The organism is Streptomyces sp. NPDC030296, from assembly GCF_055572815.1.
This window is the reverse complement of record NZ_JBVICQ010000019.1, coordinates 46,187-63,229: the sequence shown is the minus strand read 5'-3', so window position 1 is coordinate 63,229 and position 17,043 is coordinate 46,187. Positions and strand designations below refer to the sequence as shown.

Annotated in this window: 8 protein-coding genes and 3 pseudogenes; 3 read left to right on the top strand and 8 right to left on the bottom strand. The window is 69.1% G+C overall.

What is annotated here, in order from left to right; all coding sequences use genetic code 11:
* Window positions 1-99: 99 nt before the first annotated feature.
* On the bottom strand, window positions 100-1,236 hold the full coding sequence (locus tag ACZ4Z3_RS37395) for a glycoside hydrolase family 12 protein (RefSeq protein WP_468505235.1): 1,137 nt from the start codon (window positions 1,234-1,236) through the stop codon (window positions 100-102).
* 302 nt (window positions 1,237-1,538) lie between these two features.
* Window positions 1,539-4,454, bottom strand: a complete 2,916-nt coding sequence (locus ACZ4Z3_RS37390) for a glycoside hydrolase family 48 protein (RefSeq protein ID WP_468505234.1) — start codon at window positions 4,452-4,454, stop codon at window positions 1,539-1,541.
* An 897-nt stretch (window positions 4,455-5,351) separates the two neighbouring features.
* On the opposite strand from ACZ4Z3_RS37390, the gene ACZ4Z3_RS37385 reads away from it, so the two are divergent.
* Window positions 5,352-7,073 (top strand): glycoside hydrolase family 6 protein, encoded by a 1,722-nt coding sequence (locus ACZ4Z3_RS37385; RefSeq protein ID WP_468505233.1) that lies wholly within the window; start codon window positions 5,352-5,354, stop codon window positions 7,071-7,073.
* A 233-nt stretch (window positions 7,074-7,306) separates the two neighbouring features.
* Here ACZ4Z3_RS37385 and ACZ4Z3_RS37380 read toward each other — a convergent pair.
* The 6 genes and pseudogenes from ACZ4Z3_RS37380 to ACZ4Z3_RS37355 all read right to left on the bottom strand — a co-directional run bounded on the left by ACZ4Z3_RS37380 (window position 7,307) and on the right by ACZ4Z3_RS37355 (window position 14,909).
* Window positions 7,307-7,956: pseudogene (locus ACZ4Z3_RS37380) on the bottom strand (TetR/AcrR family transcriptional regulator).
* A gap of 185 nt (window positions 7,957-8,141) precedes the next feature.
* On the bottom strand, window positions 8,142-9,899 hold the full coding sequence (locus ACZ4Z3_RS37375) for a cellulase family glycosylhydrolase (protein WP_468505232.1): 1,758 nt from the start codon (window positions 9,897-9,899) through the stop codon (window positions 8,142-8,144).
* A gap of 143 nt (window positions 9,900-10,042) precedes the next feature.
* Window positions 10,043-10,285 (bottom strand): family 43 glycosylhydrolase, encoded by a 243-nt coding sequence (locus tag ACZ4Z3_RS37370; RefSeq protein WP_468095393.1) that lies wholly within the window; start codon window positions 10,283-10,285, stop codon window positions 10,043-10,045.
* Between the two features lie 1,240 nt (window positions 10,286-11,525).
* Window positions 11,526-12,266 carry an EthD domain-containing protein gene (locus ACZ4Z3_RS37365; protein ID WP_468505231.1) on the bottom strand — a complete coding sequence of 247 codons (741 nt, stop codon included), beginning with the start codon at window positions 12,264-12,266 and terminating at the stop codon, window positions 11,526-11,528.
* 100 nt (window positions 12,267-12,366) lie between these two features.
* Complete coding sequence (locus tag ACZ4Z3_RS37360; protein WP_468505230.1) at window positions 12,367-13,653, bottom strand: MFS transporter; 1,287 nt, start codon at window positions 13,651-13,653, stop codon at window positions 12,367-12,369.
* 314 nt (window positions 13,654-13,967) lie between these two features.
* Window positions 13,968-14,909, bottom strand: coding sequence for a LysR family transcriptional regulator (locus ACZ4Z3_RS37355; protein ID WP_468505229.1), 942 nt, complete (start codon window positions 14,907-14,909; stop codon window positions 13,968-13,970).
* 46 nt (window positions 14,910-14,955) lie between these two features.
* Between ACZ4Z3_RS37355 and ACZ4Z3_RS37350 the strand changes: the two are divergent.
* Together ACZ4Z3_RS37350 and ACZ4Z3_RS37345 are read left to right on the top strand one after the other, a co-directional pair.
* Window positions 14,956-15,951, top strand: a pseudogene (locus ACZ4Z3_RS37350) (FAD-dependent monooxygenase); the annotation flags it as partial.
* Window positions 15,948-17,025: pseudogene (locus tag ACZ4Z3_RS37345) on the top strand (amidohydrolase family protein). The pseudogenes ACZ4Z3_RS37350 and ACZ4Z3_RS37345, both read left to right, overlap by 4 nt.
* The last annotated feature ends 18 nt before the right edge of the window (window positions 17,026-17,043 follow it).

Sequence of the window (17,043 nt, the reverse complement as noted above, 5' to 3'; positions counted from 1 at the left end):
GGCGGGTCCCGGGTGAGTGACTGCGACTCGGGTCCGGTGTGTGCTCGGCAGTGGGGCGGCCGGCCGGCGGCTCGGGTCAGGCGAGTCATCCTGAAGACATCACGCGGTGGTGCACTGAGTGCCGTTCAGGCTGAAGGCGGCCGGCTTGGCGAAGCTGCCGCTGTAAGAGGCCTGGAAGCCGAAGGAGACCTGGCCGCCAGGCGCAAGAGACGCGTTGTACGCCAGGTTGCCGGCCGTGACCGCTCCCGACGACGGAGAGATCCCGGCGTTCCACGCGCCGGTGATCGTCTGCCCCGCGGGCAGGGTGAACGCGAGATTCCAGCCGTTGACCGGCGAGGAACCCGTGTTGGTCAAGGTGACATCGGCGGTGAAGCCGCCCTGCCACACGCTGGTGCTGTAGGCCACCTTGCATGCCGCGGGTCCGCTGGGAGTGCCGGGGCCGGGTGTGCCGCCGCCGAGGTTGACGGTTGACGAGAAGGAGTTCACCGCCAGCCCCGCGCCGTTCCGCCAAGGCTCGAAGCCCGCCTGAACACTCGTCAGGTACCAGTCGTTCTGTGCGAGTCCGCGGGAGACGGCCTGCCGGACGAAGTCCATCGCGTCGAAGCTCCAGCTGTCCATCGCCGACGGCGCGACGAAGGACAGCACGTCGTTGGAGCCGTTGCTGCCCTGCCACACCTGCCAGCTGCGTCCGCCCACGCTCGCCGTGCCGACCTGGGAGCCGATGGGCTGGATCGGGCCCACCTTGTTGAGCCAGATCATGATCTCGGTCCGGTTCACGCCGTCGGTGCGGGGCGTCGGGTCCAGCCAGATGTCGTACGAGGCGTTGTACGCGGCGTCGCCGCCGACGTAGCCGTAGGAGATGCTCGTGGGAGCGTCGGCGATCGAGTTCAGCCGTGCCGGGAGCTTCGTGCCGGGGGAGCAGTTGGTGTAGTGGCAGCCGTTGTACACGGACGGGTAGGACTTCGGGGCGCCGTTCGTCGGGACCGAGCCGTCGGCCTGGGTAACCCTGAAGCCCGAGTCCGTGACGGCGATGCACTGGGGCTGACTGGTCCCCCAGCGGTTGTTCTGCACGACGTAACGGCCCTGGATGGTGGTGGAGCCGAACGGCTCGCAGATCGTTGTGTCGGCGTGCGACGTCGAAGCGCTTGTGAGAAGCGCTGCCAGCGCGACGAGTGAGGTGAGCAGCGCACCGGTCAGGGCGCGCACCCTGCGGGCTTGATGACGTGATGGTTGCATGCGGCTCCTCCGCAGTGGATGTGGGGGGAGAGGGGCACTCAGAATGGGAGCGCTCCCAGTTCCTTTTTAGGGGGACTCTATGAGAGGGGCATGTACCTGACAAGGTGGTGCGTGCAGCCCTCTCGTGTGGATCCCGAGACTGCGGGTCGTTCACGCGGAGGACAACTCGATGCCAGGCGGACAGGCTCACGGAGCGGTGGAGAAGCGGGCGGTCACCGGGCGGCCCCCGTGTGGCTGGGGGCCGCCCGGCGGGTGACCCCGTCTCCTTGTGACGGGGTCGCGCACGCGGGCCTCGGCGGGGGCTACTCGAGGAGTTCCGCGTACGAGCCCATGGCCAGGGCGATGTCCGCCTGGGCCCAGAACCGGTGGTACGTGAAGGAGGGGACGGCCCCACCCTTCAGATAGGCCTCGATCTTCGACCAGGCCGGGTCGCTCTTGTAGAAGGACCGGATCGACTCGAACGTCGACGACGCGTTGATCGCGTCACCGTTCGGCATGGTGCCCGTCCACCCGCTCGGGAGGTAGACACCGTCGTCGAAGCGGTTGTAGTCGGTGCGGGTCTCCGGGACGGCGATGCCCAGGGCGTCCTGGTAGTTGGACCACATCCCGTCCAGCAGTTTCTTCGCCGCGGACGCGGCCTCGGTGTCGCCGGACCGGTCGGCGTAGTACGTCAGGGTCTTGGCGTACGCGGCCGCCACACCGACGTCGTTGGTGTAGTCGGCGACGGTGACGTGAAGTCCGCTGTTGGCACCGGGACTTGACGGGTTCCAGGTGTCGGGCTGGCCCGACCACTGGAGTGTCGACGGGATCCGGTAGGTGCCGTCCGGGTTGAACGTGGTCTTGGACAACGCCCACTTGACCCACTTGTCCAGGACGGTCTTCGCGGTCGCGTTCCCCGTCTGCTGGTACAGCTCGGCGACCCGCTCCATCGACCACGCCTGGAAGCCGAACCACTGGTTGGACGGTGGGTCGTGGTAGACGGGCTTCTCGTCGTAATACATGCCGTAGAAGGTCGACTTCCCGGCCGGCGGCGTCGCGTACCGGCCCTCCCAGCTGTTGGTCGCACCGCCGGCGATGGCGCCCTCGTTCGACTGCAGCCAGCGGTAGAACTCCATCTGCCGCTCCAGCGACTTGGCCCAGTCCGCCTGCCCCGTCGCCGACTTCGGCTTCAGCGGTGCGTAGTTTGCCAGTGCGTAGGCCGCGAGGGGGTTCTGGTAGCCGCTGTGGGAGTGGCTGGAGCCGATGCGCCAGGCCCAGCCCGCCGAGGTGTCGGTGGCGCCACCCCAGGCGTAGTACCAGGACAGCAGGTAGTGCGAGGCGTCCTTGCCGGTGCCCGCCGGGCAGGCGGACGGGCCGACGCAGTTGCCGATCTTCTTGAAGTACTTGTCGTACATCGCGTACCGCAGGTAGTCGCCCATCTTCGCGGCCTTGCTCACGGTCGCGGAGACGTCCGACCCCTTGCCCTGCTCCTTGGCCCAGATATCGGCCCAGTACGCGGCCTGCACCGCACGCGCGTCGGCGTCCGGGGCGTTGGTGAACTTCCACTGCTTGGCGTAGGAGGAGTCACCGGTGAACAGGTCCAGGTAGCCGTTCTTGCCGCCGTACTTGAAGGCGTCGCAGGTCGGCTGCGGCACCGTCTCCCACACCGACTCCTGCGCGCCGCGCTGGAAGGTGTTGATGTACGACGGACCCGTGTCCGACGGACCCGCCTCGCACTTGCCCGGCGAGTTGCCGAAGCCGTAGATGTTGTCGACGTCCTGCAGCCAGTGCATGCCGTAGACGTCGTCCGTGCCGTACGCGCTCTTCAGCTCCGCCGCGATCGGGTCCCGGCCTGCCGCGACGGACGGGTCGAGCTTGGCCGGGTACTCGTTCGGGGTGTCCAGCTCGGGCGCGTACGTCGCCGGCTTGGACGCGTTGTAGAAGGAGTTGGTCGGCTGGTCGGCGTGGGTCGGGATCATGTACTTCTCCATGATCTCCCAGGCACCGTTGAACTTCGACCAGTCACCCGTGACCTTGCCGTACATCGCCTGCAGCCACAGCAGGTAGCCGTAGGCCTCCGACGTGGTCTCGTGACCGTGGTCCGGCGCCTCGACGATCAGCGTCTCGACCGAGTGGTAGGGGATGCCCTCGGGCGAGAAGTAACCGTTCGCCGGGTTGGTGATCTTGCCGTACAGCTCCAGGAAACGGGCGTCGTACGCCTTCGTCGCTCCCAGCTGGGTCACGGTGACCGAGGCCTTCGCGTGCCCGGGGGCCGTCGACTCGAAGGTCGCGGCGCCGGTACCGGAACTGTCGGCGGTGATGGTCACCTTCTGCGCCGTGTTCCAGTTCTGCGGCGTGAAGGTGAGCGAGGCGCCGCCGGTCACCGACAGACCTGAATTACCGCCCGTCCGGGCCGTGTTGACGGTGACGTTCGAGGACGGCTGCTTCGACAGCTTCACCTCGTACGTGTCCGTCTTGCCCTGCTGGATACCCAGTTGGGTGGGCGTGGCGACCACAGTGGGCCCTGAGGCGACCGTGATGCCCACGGGCGTGGACGACGCGGACGCGCCGAGGCTGTCGTAGGCCTTCGCGACGAGTGAATGACTGCCCACGGTCAAACTTGAGGTCGAGAGCGAGTACGGCGCCGTGGTGTCCGTGCCCAGCAGTGTGGTGTCGTCGTAGAACTCGACCTTGCTGATGGTGGCGTTGTCTGCGGCCGCGGCGGTGGCCGCGAGCGGCACCGCGTCTCCTTGCGTGTAGACGGCGCCGGCCGCCGGGCTGGTGAGCACGGTGATGGGGGGTTGGTGGGCGCCGGTGCAGCTGGTGCCGTTGATCGCGAAGTTCGTGGGGGCGGCGTTGGTGCCGCTGTAGCTGAACTGGGCGCCGGTCGACACGGCGGCTCCGGCGGCGATCCGCCCGTTGTAGCCGGCGTCCTTCACGGTGATCGCCTGGCCCGACTGGGACCAGGTGCCGTTCCAGCCGTTGCTGAGCTTCTGGTTGCCCGGGTAGCTGTACGTGAGAGTCCAGCCGTCGATGGCGTCCGTACCGCGATTGGTGATCGTCAGGTCCGCGGTGAAGCCGGAGCCCCAGTCGTTCGTCTTGTAGTCGACACTGCACCGAAGTGCGGCTGCCTGGGCGGGAGTCGAACCTGTGGCCAGCAACGACAGGGGCAGGGTTAAGGCGGTCGCCACGGCGGTCCACACCCGCCGAACGGCTCTGCGTTTGCGTCCGGGCTCCATGAACTGGTTCCTCCTAGCGGCTTGCGGCTCGGGGAAGGACAAGTCTTGGGCAGTGGGAGCGCTCCCATCATGGGGATGCGGGCAGTGGCGGTCAAGACGCTTGAAGAGTCGAAGGCGCAAAACCGGTTGGTTGTCGAAAAGTTTCGCTGCACCTCTGGGCAACCGCACCACTGGGCGCTACCTTCCTTCGCACCAGTGGGAGCGGTTCCAACCAGGTGACGCGTCGGTCACGGCGCGCTCAACTGCAAGGAGTCGCTCATGCGACACCCCCCACCCTCGTTATCAGCCGTTGCGGGCGCCGACACGCTCGTCGCCACCACGGCCGTCCCGATGGTCTCGGCCCAGGGAGCAATGCCTCCCCGGGCCGAGGGAGTACACCGTCCACGGCCAGTGGGACAACGGCTTCCACGGATCAGCGCAAAGCACCGACAAGTCCGCCGCGTCACACAGTCGGACACAACCGTTCGACTTTCACCGACGGTCGCAAGCTCACCCAGGACCGGAACACCGCCCGGTCCCGCTCCGGCACGACTGTGCCCGCCATGACCGAGGGATCCGAGCCGACCGGCCGCCTCGTGCGAGGTCGCCGACACGGACCTGATGGACGCTCATGTGCGCTCCGTCCGAGCGAAGAACGTGATCCTGACGGGTGGACCGGCATACCCCGGCGACCTCGAGCTGTGGCTACCGCACGAGCCCACCGACCTGGCGGGCGATCCGGTCGCTCCCGGCGCGAACCGCCCCACCTGGGACGGAGCGGGGACCCGGCACCGCTCCTGCGCCCCGTCCCCGGTCTCGAACCACGACACTACGCCCCCCTGCACGCCATCGGACCGCGCAACCGCCTGCGCGGCCGTGATCAGTAGAAGAATGTCGAAGGAGAAGGAACCCACACTCATGAGTCGCACCAGGACCTCACTGCTCGCCGCCCTCGCGCTGCTCACCGGAAGCTCAGGGGCTGCGCTTCTCACGGCACCGGCCGGTGCCGCCACCGCCTCCGTACCCTGCACGGTGGACTACAAGGTGCAGAACCAGTGGGACACCGGCTTCACCGCTGCCGTCACCATCACCAACAACGCGGCTGCCAAGTCGGGTTGGTCGGTGAAGTGGTCGTACGCGGGCAATCAGAAGATCACCAGCGGCTGGAACGCGAAGATCAGCCAGAGCGGCGCCGCCGTCACCGCGGCCAACGAGAGCTACAACGGCACGCTCGCCACCGGCGGTTCGGTCAGCTTCGGCTTCCAGGGCACGTACAGCGGCACCAACGCCGTCCCGGCCACGTTCACCCTCGACGGCGTGACCTGCAACGTCGACGGAGGCGGCGACCCCACCGACCCGGGCCCGACGGACCCCGGCCCGACCGGGCCCAAGGCAGGCAACCCGTACTCCGGCGCCAAGGTCTATGTGAACCCGGAGTGGTCCGCGAAGGCCGCCGCCGAACCGGGCGGCAGCCGTATCGCCAACCAGCCCACTGCGGTCTGGCTGGACCGGATCGCCGCGATCAACGGTGTGAACGGCGGCATGGGTCTGCGCGCCCACCTCGACGAGGCGCTGAAACAGAAGGGCAGCGGCGAACTCGTCGTCCAGCTGGTCATCTACGACCTGCCCGGCCGTGACTGCGCCGCCCTCGCCTCCAACGGCGAACTCGGACCGAACGAACTCGACAAGTACAAGAGCCAGTACATCGACCCGATCGTCTCGATCCTCGCCGACCCCAAGTACGCGGGCCTGCGGATCGCCACGGTCATCGAGCCCGACTCGTTGCCCAACCTGGTCACCAACGCCGGCGGCACCCCGACCACCACCGACGCGTGCATCGCCATGAAGAACAACGGCAACTATGAAAAGGGCGTTTCCTACGCCCTCGACAAGCTCGGCGCCCTCGCGAACGTCTACAACTACGTCGACGCAGGGCATCACGGCTGGCTCGGCTGGGACAGCAACCTCGGCCCGTCGGTGCAGGAGTTCCACAAGGTCGCCACGACCAACGGCGCGAGCGTGAAGGACGTCGCCGGGTTCATCGTCAACACCGCGAACTACAGCCCGGTCAAGGAGCCGAACTTCAAGGTCACCGACACCGTCACCGGGCAGACCGTGCGCCAGTCGAAGTGGGTCGACTGGAACCAGTACGTGGACGAGCAGTCCTTCGCCCAGGCGCTGCGTGACAAGCTCGTCGCGGCCGGCTTCGACTCCGGCCTCGGCATGCTCATCGACACCTCCCGCAACGGCTGGGGCGGCACCGCCCGGCCCACCGGCCCCGGACCGACGACCTCTGTGGACGACTACGTCAACGGCAGTCGCATCGACCGGCGCATCCACGCCGGCAACTGGTGCAACCAGAGCGGCGCCGGCCTCGGCGAACGGCCCACCGCGGCACCGGCCGCCGGCATCGACGCCTACGTGTGGGTCAAGCCGCCGGGGGAGTCCGACGGCTCCAGCAGCGCCATCCCCAACGACGAGGGCAAGGGCTTCGACCGCATGTGCGACCCGACTTACGGCGGCAACCCGCGCAACGGCAACAACCCCACGGGTTCACTGCCGAACGCGCCCGTGGCGGGACACTGGTTCTCCGCCCAGTTCAGGCAGCTGATGCAGAACGCTTACCCGCCGCTTCCGTAAACCCTTGACGCGGTGAGCGTCCGCCGGGGTCGGTCTGGCCCTGCCGGAGGGCCGGGCCCCGGCGGATCGCGCTCTGTACTCGGTTCTTGTGTCCGAGGAGCACAGTGCAGCGCGGCCTGGTCACTCTGGCCCAACTGGGCCGAATCCATACGGATGGCGACGGTGCCACCCGCTGGGGCCGGGCGAGCGGGAATGAGCGCTGAGCAATCAGGCGGACGGCCGTGGTCGGCAGGTCAACCGCTCGACGCAGCTCCTTCGATGAGGTCACGAGGTACGGCGACCATCTCCACGCGACCGCCGGCGAGGGCCAGCGTGGAGGAGATCAAGGCATGGAGACAGGACAGTTCTGCCTCGTCGTCGGGGTGCGTCAGGTGCTGCAGCACGAGTCCGTCGAATCCGGCGAGGAAAAACCGCGCGACCGTGCTCGCCGGCTGTGCGAGCTGCCGGCCGGCGCGCTCGGCGGCGTCCGTCACAAGCTCCGATGTCACGCTGAGGACACCGAGGTTGTGCGTTTCGAGAGCCCCCCGGAGGTGGGGCGACCGGAGCGCGAACAGGGTCAGTTCGGTGAGCAATTGATAGCTCTTCGGCTGGTCACGGACCGTGCGCCACAAGGCGGAGGCAAGCACTCCCACGTTTCCTCGAAGCCGGCGTCGACCGGTGCGGCCTGCCGCACCTGGCTCTCCATCTCCTGGGTCAGGTGCTGGATGACGGCACGGTACAGATCCTCCTTCGTGCCGAACGTGTAGTGCACCGTGGCCTGCGCGACGCCGAGCTCGGCGGCGATCGCACGGGTACTTCCGGCAGCGACTCCCTCTCTCGCCATGAGTTCGATGGCTGCTTTGATCAACTGAGGGCGGCGCTCGGCCGCTGGGACGTGAGCCATACACCTACCCTACCGACTTGATTGCCTGATGAAGTCACTCGAACGACTCGGATTCTCGCAGGTCACCGCGTGGCGATCCTCTGCCCGGTGAGTTCAGCCAGGGCAGCCCCGGCCGGGTGGGCGACGTGCACGAGGAACCGGTGCGGAGCCGGGAGAGCGGCTCCGCACCGGGTGTGGTGGGTGGATCAGGCTGCGGAGCCCGTGACAGCGGTGCCGTTGCGGGTGACGTGGTAGGTGACCTTCGCGCCGCTCCAGAATTGGAAGGTGAGGGTCGCCTGTCGGCCGTCCTTGAGCGCGGACAGGAAGTCGGACGTCAGCGTCAGGGTGCCCGCCGGGTGGTCCGGGACGAAGGCCCTGCCGTACTCCTGGTAAGGCGTCCAGTCGGCGCTGCCGGCATTACTGCCGTCCGCGTACCTGGCCTCCATCGTGGCGAGCACGTCTCCGCGGTACCGGGTGGGGATGGTGACGGAGCCGCTGGTGGTGCCGTTCGCGCTCGACAACACGGGGACGTCGCTGGAGATGATGTCGATCCGCCAGGGGACACCCGCCGAGAACCTGGCCTCCAGCGTCGCCTTGACGCCGTAGACCCGGTCACCGGCCAGGCGGGTGAGCGCGCTCACGGCCAGTGTGAGCCGGTCGCCGGACACGGTGTAGTCACGGCCCGCGACGAGTCGTGAACCGCCCTGCCACAGCCCGCGGAAGGAGGTGCCGTTGAGGTCGAGGGTGAGCGTCCGGTCGGTGATGGTGCCGGACGCGGGGACGAAGACCTGGTTGGAGGAGGCGGTTCCGGACCGGGTGGTCCAGCTGGAGGTGATCTGGTTCATCAGGGTGGGGTACCGCCACTGGAGGGTGTTGCGGTTGATGAAGGACCCCGCGTCCCACAGAGCCGTGGTGACGCCGTTGACGCGCGCGTCGTAGCCGAGGCGCTCGAAGTACTTCAGCGCCTCACCCGGCTGGACGTTGGTGTAGGGCTTGGTGTAGTCGGGGTAGCTCAGCAGGCCGTACTCGCCGAGGTACACGGGGATGCCCTTGGCCACGAAGACGTCACGCATCAGGCCGAAGGCGGTGTCCATGTCCCTCTTCGAGGTGTCCTCGAAGGTGGTGTAGCCGGCGATGTTCGCGCTGAACGGCCAGAAGCCGTAATAGTGGACGGTGGCCACCAGGTTGTTGTCGTTCAGCGAGGACATGGTCGTGACCAGGTCGTCCATCAGCGGCTTGCTCGGAGTGGTACCGAGCGTGGGCAGCACCAGCAGGCGGGTGCCGTTGCCACCGCCGGAGCTGCGTACGAGCTGGTGGAAGGAGGTGTTCAACTCATTGAGCAACTGGGTCTTCTGCGCGTCGGTGGCGTTGTTGAACGCCGGCTCGTTGACGCTCTCGAAGAGCAGCAGGCGCGGTTCGTCCTTGAACGTGGTGGCTATCTGGTTCCAGGTGGCCTTCCACCGCGCCAGGACCGTGTCGTGCTGGGCGGGCATGTCCGCGATCCACTGCCAGGAGTCGTGGTGGACGTTGAGGACCACGTACAGACCGTCGGCGATGGCCCAGTCCACGATCTGCCTGACCCGCTGCATGAAGGCCGGGTCGATGGTGTACGGCGCGTCGGCGGACTGGTGACTGCTCCAGCTGACCGGGATGCGCACGCTGCGGAAACCCTTCGCCTTCACGGCGTCGAACAGGGCTTTCGTGACGGGTGGGTTGCCCCAGGAGGTTTCGTTGGGGATGGCGTCCAGGGTGTTGCCCAGGTTCCAGCTGGGCTGCATGTCGGCGACGACGGCCATGCGGTTGTTGTTCACCGGAGGTTTGGGTGCGGCGAACGCGCCCGAGCCCCAGGCGAGTTGGAGGACGGCGGCCACCCCGAGCAGCAGACCGAGGGTGCGGTGGAGTCGGCGGCCTCGTGGGGGACGCTTCTGGCCCCCTTGCGGGACGGTGCGTTGTCTGGTGTGCAACGTGGTTTCCCTTCGGACGTGCGGGTGTGGGGGACCCGCCGCGGTCGGCCGGTGGCGTGCCACGGCGGGGGACTGTGTGGGGGATCAGTTGCATGTCTGGGACCACGGGGAGCGGTTTCTTCGCGGCGGGGCGTCGCAGTGCGCTACGGCGGCAGCACCGTGACGCCCCTGGCCTCAGCCGGAGATCGGCAGGTACTCGAATCGAGGGCGTTGCCGATCCGGGTCGAGTTCACCAGGTCGCGGCCGTGAAAGACCGGGATGCCGGGAGAGCGCTCGAAGCTGGAGCGCACGCGGTAGCAGTCCTCGCCCACGCGGCAGACACCCGGCTCGGGGCGGAAACCGGGGATCACCGGAGTGGCCGAGGTGGCGGAGGGATGCGTCTCCATGGCGTCAGGCCGTCCTTGGCAGATCGATGGGGCGGGCAGTTCGGGGCAGGCATGGGCGCGGCGGTCGTCCAACGCGTTGAGCGAGGTCGGCGACATTGGGCGTCGGCGGGCGGTGGGGTCCGCCTGGGGAAGGTCCCCGGGGTGGGTTCGGCCGTGCGAGCGGACGGTGCTACTACGGGTGTTGGTGCACGGCGTGCGCCGCGCCGTCCGTTCGGAGCGGGGCACGCCACCGGCCTCAGGGGGTGAACGTCAGCGCGGCCAGGCGCTGCTCTCCGGCGAGGACGACGGTCAGCTCGTGCACGCCTTCGAGGGGTTCCGCCAAGTCGGCCTGGACGGTGGTCCAGGGGGAGCGGTCCTGCGTGAGCCGGGAAGCAGGTTGCAGCGGAGGTGAAGCCCTTCGACGCTGGCACGGGTTCCCAGGAGCGTCAAGAGAAAGTTTCTTGGAAAATTTGGCCTGTTCGCGCTTTCACTTTTCGTTGCCCGAGTCTTGTCCATCTTTCGCAGCGGCCCTTAATCTCCCCCAGGTGTTGAAGCGCTTCGACTGCTGCGAACGGGGATGCGGCCCTCCGGCGTCCCGACAGCGGGCCGAGCAGCTCGCGTTCTCTCGCGTGCACCGCCCGTTCCTGCACGACGCTCGTCACGGATCCCAGGGAAGGGTCGCCCACCATGAGCATCCCAGGAACCGCAGAGTCTTCATGAACGGCGGCCCGGCCGCCGTGCTGCTACCAGCCGCGCACCTCGGTCGAGCCCGACATCCCCTCCGTCAGAGGGGACGGCGGGCGCCCGCACCGACCCCGGCTACCCGACCTACCCGTCGAGGAAGCTGCCGGACTACATACAGCTGCCGAGCTGGTGGAACAACAAACCTCGGATCTGGACGATCCGCAGGTAATCCCGGAACTGGACGAGATGCTCCCCTGGTACGAGTCGGCGACAGGCCGCCTGGACGCTACAACCGCATCTCGTTGTGGCGGCAGCTGACCGGCGACGACGGCTCGACATCGACTCATGGGCGACCCGGCTGGCCGACCGCCCGCAGGAGGCAGCGGAATGACCACCCACTCGGCCCACCCCGCCCCGGCTGCCGGGTACGGCCACCGCCCCCGAGCTCCGGCAGCAGGCGCTGGTGCTCCATCTGGCGAACTCCGCCCTCGGCTCCTGGGTCGTCGGCAGCACGAATTCCTCTTCGAACGGATCCGTGACATGCGGACGGAGCAGCCCTGGACAAGTGCCCGGCGGCTCAGAAGATGGTCACCTCGCGGCTGTAGAGGGCGAACGAGCGGGACGGGTCGTAGAAGTCGCCGGTCGCGGCGGACCGCTCTCGCAGTGACCGCTCGTACGAGGGGAAGTGGGTCAGAGCTTCGTCCTGGGAGTCGTAGTACAGGGCGGCGACTCCCAGGTACGCGGGTTCGTCCCCGCCGCCGAAATGGCGCAGCGCCCTCCCGGCCCCCGGCACCTTGCGGTGTTGGACGTATCCCCGCAGCGCCTTGGCCTGGGTCTCCTCCGCGTCGAGCACCTCTTCGTGGGCAGCCTGCCACCGCTCGGCGACCTCGTCCGGGACCGGTCCTTCGGGCTTGTGGACGAAATGGAGTACCTTCACGTGGCTTTCGCCCGCGTCGGATGCCGGCGGGGCCATGAGCACCGTGGGGCGGGCCAGCAGGGCCAGGGCGCTGGGCAGGTCGTTGAAGTGGGCGCCGTCGGGGCCTATGACCTCGCGCGAGTACGGATCCGACATCGTGGCGGTCAGCGCCTCCATGTTCTCGAAGCGCAGCTCGGTGACGGAGTCCCGGCCGAACTCGGTCAGGTACGTCAAGTCCCCCTCGCTGCCGAAGGACGCGTCGAAGACGTGGTTCTGGACGTAGCGACGAATCCGGAGCGGATTGGCGGCGGCCAGGGAACCGTGCACGTGGTGGAGGTAGTGCAGGAATGCCCGATGAGTCATGCCCGGCTTGCGACGGATGGCGGCGATCAGGTTCAGCATGGATCTCCGGTGGGACGAGTGGTGTGATCGGCATCGTGGGGACGGCCGCGACGCCGATCCTGACGGTGTGGTCGTCGCGGCGGATCCGCGTTGTGGCAGGTCAGCCCGCCATCTGCTGGACCGGTTCCGGGCCGGCGCCGACCCGGCGACGCCGGGTCGCGAGGCCGAGTGCGGCGGCGGCGACGGCCCCGGCGAGGGCGAGTACGCCCATGGCGCCCTCAAGGGTGCCGACGACTGAGGTGAGGGCGAGTGCCACGAGCGGGCACAGGAACTGACCGAGGAAGAAGGTACCTGTCCACAGGCCGATGCCACGACCGCGGTCGGCGAACTCCAGCTTGGACATGGCGAGGGTGAGCAGGCTCGGCAGCATGATGCCGCCACCCAGGCAGGTGATCACGGCACCGAGGGTCAGCACGACGGGGTTGGGAGCGAGCCAGACCACCGCGAAGCCGAGGGCGCACAGGCCGAAGGCGGTGGGCAGCCAGGCTTGCGGGCTGCGGCCGGCCTTGGCGAACGTGGCGGAGCCGACCACGATCGCGGCACTGGTGATGGCGGTGGCCAGCCCGATGATGCCGCTCTCGGTGACGCCCATGTCGTCCAGGAGGAACGCCATCTCCACCTGGAGGGTGTAGAAGAGGACGGCGCCGAAGACCGTCAGCGCGCATGTGCCGACCAGCGGACGCCAGGGGAAGGGCCGCCTGGCCATCGGTTCCGAGACGGTGGGGGAGGGGGCGCCGGCGTGGTCGCCGGGTCGGGGCCGGGGCAGGAAGGCGGCCATGGCGGGGGCGAGCAGCAGGCTTACGGCGTAGGCCCAGAACGGTGCGCGCCACCCGGCCGATCCGGCCACGCCGCCCAGCACGAAGAAGGCCGTCGCGGAGATCGCGGCGCACATCGTCTGCATCGCCAGGTAGCGGTCGCGTTGCCGGCCGGAGTAGTAGTCGCCGAGCAGGGTGGTGCAGCAGGTCATGATGGCGGCTTCGGTGACGCCGACGAGGGCGCGGCTGGCGACGATGGCGCCGAGAGAGTCCAGCCACAGGGGGGCGGTGCCGAGGATCGCGTACAGCACGGTCGAGACGACGAGCAGGCGTTTGCGGCCGAGCCGGTCCACCAGGACGCCGGCGAAGGGGGCCAGCAGCGCCAGGGAGAGGGCGGGGATCGTCAGGGCCATGGGGACGAGTGCGTCGACGCCCGGCACGTCGGCGAAATGATCCTGCATCTGTGGCAGGACCGGGGCGATGAGCACGGCGCCCAGGATGGGCAGACAGGCGCCGGCCATCAGCAGCGTGAGGCGAAGCCGGTGGCCGGGACCGGACACGGTCTCCTCGGCCGCGGAGTCCGTGACAGCCTCGGACGGTGGGGATGGGAGCGGGGGCACGGATGCAGGCATGCGGGAACTCCACGGGGCGTGTCGGAGGGAAGGGAACGGCGCGGCCGTCGCGGTCGGGCCACCCGGCGTCCGTGGCAGCGCACGCGACAGGGGTGCCGATGCCGCTGGGCGTCGCCGGCGGGCTGGCTCGTCGGGCGCCTGTGCGAGCCCGGCGGCGGGTGAAGGTGCGGCTCGTGTAGCGGGTAACAGGTGCGGTCCGGCGCCGGGTTGAGACGACTATGGGCCAACGGGCAGGTTCTGCCTAGCCCCCGTTCGATCGAGATCGAAGATGTGGATCATCCGGGACCTGGATGCTGGGCACCTGCAGGAGCCGGTTATCTCGGTGCGGGCGTGGCGATCCGGCCGGGCTGGGAAGCGGCCAGCTCCGCTCCCACGCGGGCCGCGGTCTCGCGCAGCCAGATGTGGGCCGCGTCGTGGGTGTGCACCGGGTGCCACCACAGTGCCTCCTGGAGAGGGACTGCCCCGTAGGGCGGTTCCATGAGGCGCACGGCGGCCACCCCGTTCAACAACTCGGCCAGGCGCTGCTGTACGAGGGCGATCCGGCGGGTGCCGGCGACCAGGAAGGGCAGGGCCTGGAAACTGTCGACGAAGATCTCCACCTGGGGATCGACGCCGAGCATGCTCAGTTGCCGGGCGACCGGGGCGTCGTAGGCGCGCTGGTAGACAACCCAGGGCAGACGTGCCAGGTCATCCATGGTCAGCTGGTCGCCGACCTCGTCGTTGGCCTCGGCGACCAGGAAGGCCCAGCGGTCGGTGAACAGGTCGACGGCTGGGAAGCCGCTGATGATGCCGCGCGGCATCAGCAGCCCGTCGGCCGTGCTGAGCAGTGGTGCCGTGTCCTCCGTGACGTCGAGGGGCGTCCGCCGGAAGCGCAGCCGCACCCCCGGGGCCTCGGCGTGCACCGTCCGGGCGAGCTCCGCGCCGAACACGGTGAGGGCGTAGTCGGAGGTCAGCAGCGTGAACTCGTGCTCCTCGCTGCCCGGGACGAAGTCGGCCCTGCTGCTGAAGACCCGTTCCAGCAGGTCGCAGGCGGTCGAGGTGCGGTCCAGCAGAGCGCGGCCGAGGGCGGTCAGTTCGTACTGTCTGCCGACGCGCGCGAGCACGTCGTCGTCGAAGTGGCGGCGCAGCCAGGCCAGGGCCGCGCTCATCGCCGGCTGGCTGAGCCCGACGCGCTGCCCGGCGCGGGTGACGTTGCGTTCCTCCAGTAGGGCCCGCAGGGCCAGGACGAGGTTGAGATCGAGGCCGGAGAGGGACACGACGCCTCCAGAGCGAGGGCACTTGCGGCAGCTGTATCTGCACTGTTCCGGCATCACCCTGCAGGGCAACGCCCTGCGGGTGCTGCGCGAGATCGGTGTCTGGGACGAGGTCCGCGAGAACGGCCACTGCTCCGACTCCCTGGGGCATACGGCGCCCGACGGCACCGTGCTCCGCGTCATGGAAACCGTCCGCACCGGCGGAGACGACCTCCCCGCCACCCTGGGCATGCAGCGCCCGGTACTCCAGCGCATCCTGGTCGACGCCGTCCGTGCGTTCGGCGCGAACGTCCGGCTCGGCACCACCGCCGACATCCTCACCCAGGACGACACGTCGGTGACCGTCCGCCTCAGTGACGGCACCGAGGGCCGCTACGACCTCGCCGTGGCCGCCGACGGCCTGCAGTCCGCGACCCGCGCCGCCATCGGTATCGACGCCAAACCCGAGCCGACCGGCATGGGCATCTGGCGTGTCCCGGCACCCCGTCCGGCCGGCGTGGAGCGCAGCGATCTCGCCCACGGCGGGCCCTGCTACATCGCCGGCTACACGCCCACCGGCAAGGACACGCTCTACGCCTATCTGGTGGAGCCCAGCCGCGACCGCGGCACGATCCCGCCCGAGTCCTACGCGGAGGAGATGCGCCGCCTCTCCGAGGGCTACGGCGGCGCCTGAGCCGAGATCCGCGACTCGATCACCGACCCGGCGCAGGTGAACTACACCTGGCTCGAACGGATGCTGGTCGAGGGGTCCTGGCACCGGGGCAGGGTCGTCCTCGTCGGTGATGCGGCGCACTGCTGCCCGCCCACGATCGCCCAGGGCGCGGCGATGGCACTGGAGGACGCCTGGGTGCTGTCCCAACTGCTGACCAGCGGATCCGCGTGGGACGAGGAACTGCTCAGGCGCTACTACGAGCGGCGGATCGATCGGGTCCGATCGGTCGTCGAAGCATCCGTGCAGATCGGGCAGTGGCAACTCGACGGCGTCCGCGGTGACGTGCCCGGGCTGATGTACGCCACCATGACCCCTCTCAAGGAGCTGCCGTGACGGCCCTCCCTCCCCCAGCTCCCGCAGGGAGGTGCCCCCAGCCCGACCACCGTCCCTCGTCGAGCGCTGACGCACGCCGTTCCCCGACCGTCGACGTACACGCGCACGTCCTGATCCCCGAGGTCGAGGCGCTGGTGTCGGAGCTGCCTGGAATGGCGGAGGCCAGAGCCCTCGACGCCCGGCGCAACGGGCCCGCGGCCCTGGCCGTCAGCGGCCCCATGGTCGCCGAGCGGATCCCGAGGCTGACGGACGTCGCCGTACGACCGGCCGCGATGGACGCGCAGGGTGTGGACGTCCAGCTGGTCAGCCCGTCCCCGTCGCACTACCACTACTGGACGGACGAGGAGACGGCCGAAAAGCTCTACCGGCTCGCGGGCGAGGCGACGGCCGCGCACTGCGCCCAGGCGCCCGACCGGTTGCGGGGGCTCGGGCTCGCCCCCCTCCAGCATCCGGAGCAGGCAGTGCGCGCTCTGGAGCATGCCCTGGACCAGGGCCTTCTGGGGGTCGAGGTCTCCAGTCACGCACCGGGCCGCGAGCTGTCCGACCCCGCGTACGAACCCTTCTGGACCCGGGGCCGAGGAGACGGGCGCGATCCTCTTCCTGCACCCCTTCGGCTGCACGCTCGACGAGCGCCTCGACCAGTGGTACCTGTCCAACACCGTCGGCCAGCCCACCGAGAACGCCGTCGCGCTCTCGCACCTGATCTTCTCCGGGGTGCTCGACCGGCACCCGGAGCTGAAGGTCATCGCCGCGCACGGGGGCGGCTATCTGCCCACGCACATCGGCCGCTCCGACCACGCCTGGTCGGCCCGCTCGGACGCGGGCGCGGGCTGCGCCCACCTGCCCAGCAGCTACCTCAAGCGCCTGTACTTCGACTCCCTGGTCCACGACCCGCACGTCCTGCGGGCGCTGATCGGCGCGGCCGGCGCGGACCGTGTGCTGCTCGGCTCCGACTTCCCCTTCGACATGGGCACCGAGGACCCCGTGGGCGAGTTGCGCGCCGCACGCCTGCCCGACGACGACTTCCACGCCCTGCGGGGCGGCAACGCGACCACGCTGCTGCGCCTGACCTGACCCCCCCACACTGGAGGA

What these genes read in the sequence shown, in the direction of transcription:
- ACZ4Z3_RS37395 (WP_468505235.1), bottom strand. Translation starts at nt 1,236, where the DNA reads ATGCAACCATCACGTCATCAAGCCCGCAGGGTGCGCGCCCTGACCGGT.
- ACZ4Z3_RS37385 (WP_468505233.1), top strand. Translation starts at nt 5,352, where the DNA reads ATGAGTCGCACCAGGACCTCACTGCTCGCCGCCCTCGCGCTGCTCACC.
- ACZ4Z3_RS37370 (WP_468095393.1), bottom strand. Translation starts at nt 10,285, where the DNA reads ATGGAGACGCATCCCTCCGCCACCTCGGCCACTCCGGTGATCCCCGGT.
- ACZ4Z3_RS37390 (WP_468505234.1), bottom strand. Translation starts at nt 4,454, where the DNA reads ATGGAGCCCGGACGCAAACGCAGAGCCGTTCGGCGGGTGTGGACCGCC.
- ACZ4Z3_RS37360 (WP_468505230.1), bottom strand. Translation starts at nt 13,653, where the DNA reads ATGCCTGCATCCGTGCCCCCGCTCCCATCCCCACCGTCCGAGGCTGTC.
- ACZ4Z3_RS37365 (WP_468505231.1), bottom strand. Translation starts at nt 12,266, where the DNA reads ATGCTGAACCTGATCGCCGCCATCCGTCGCAAGCCGGGCATGACTCAT.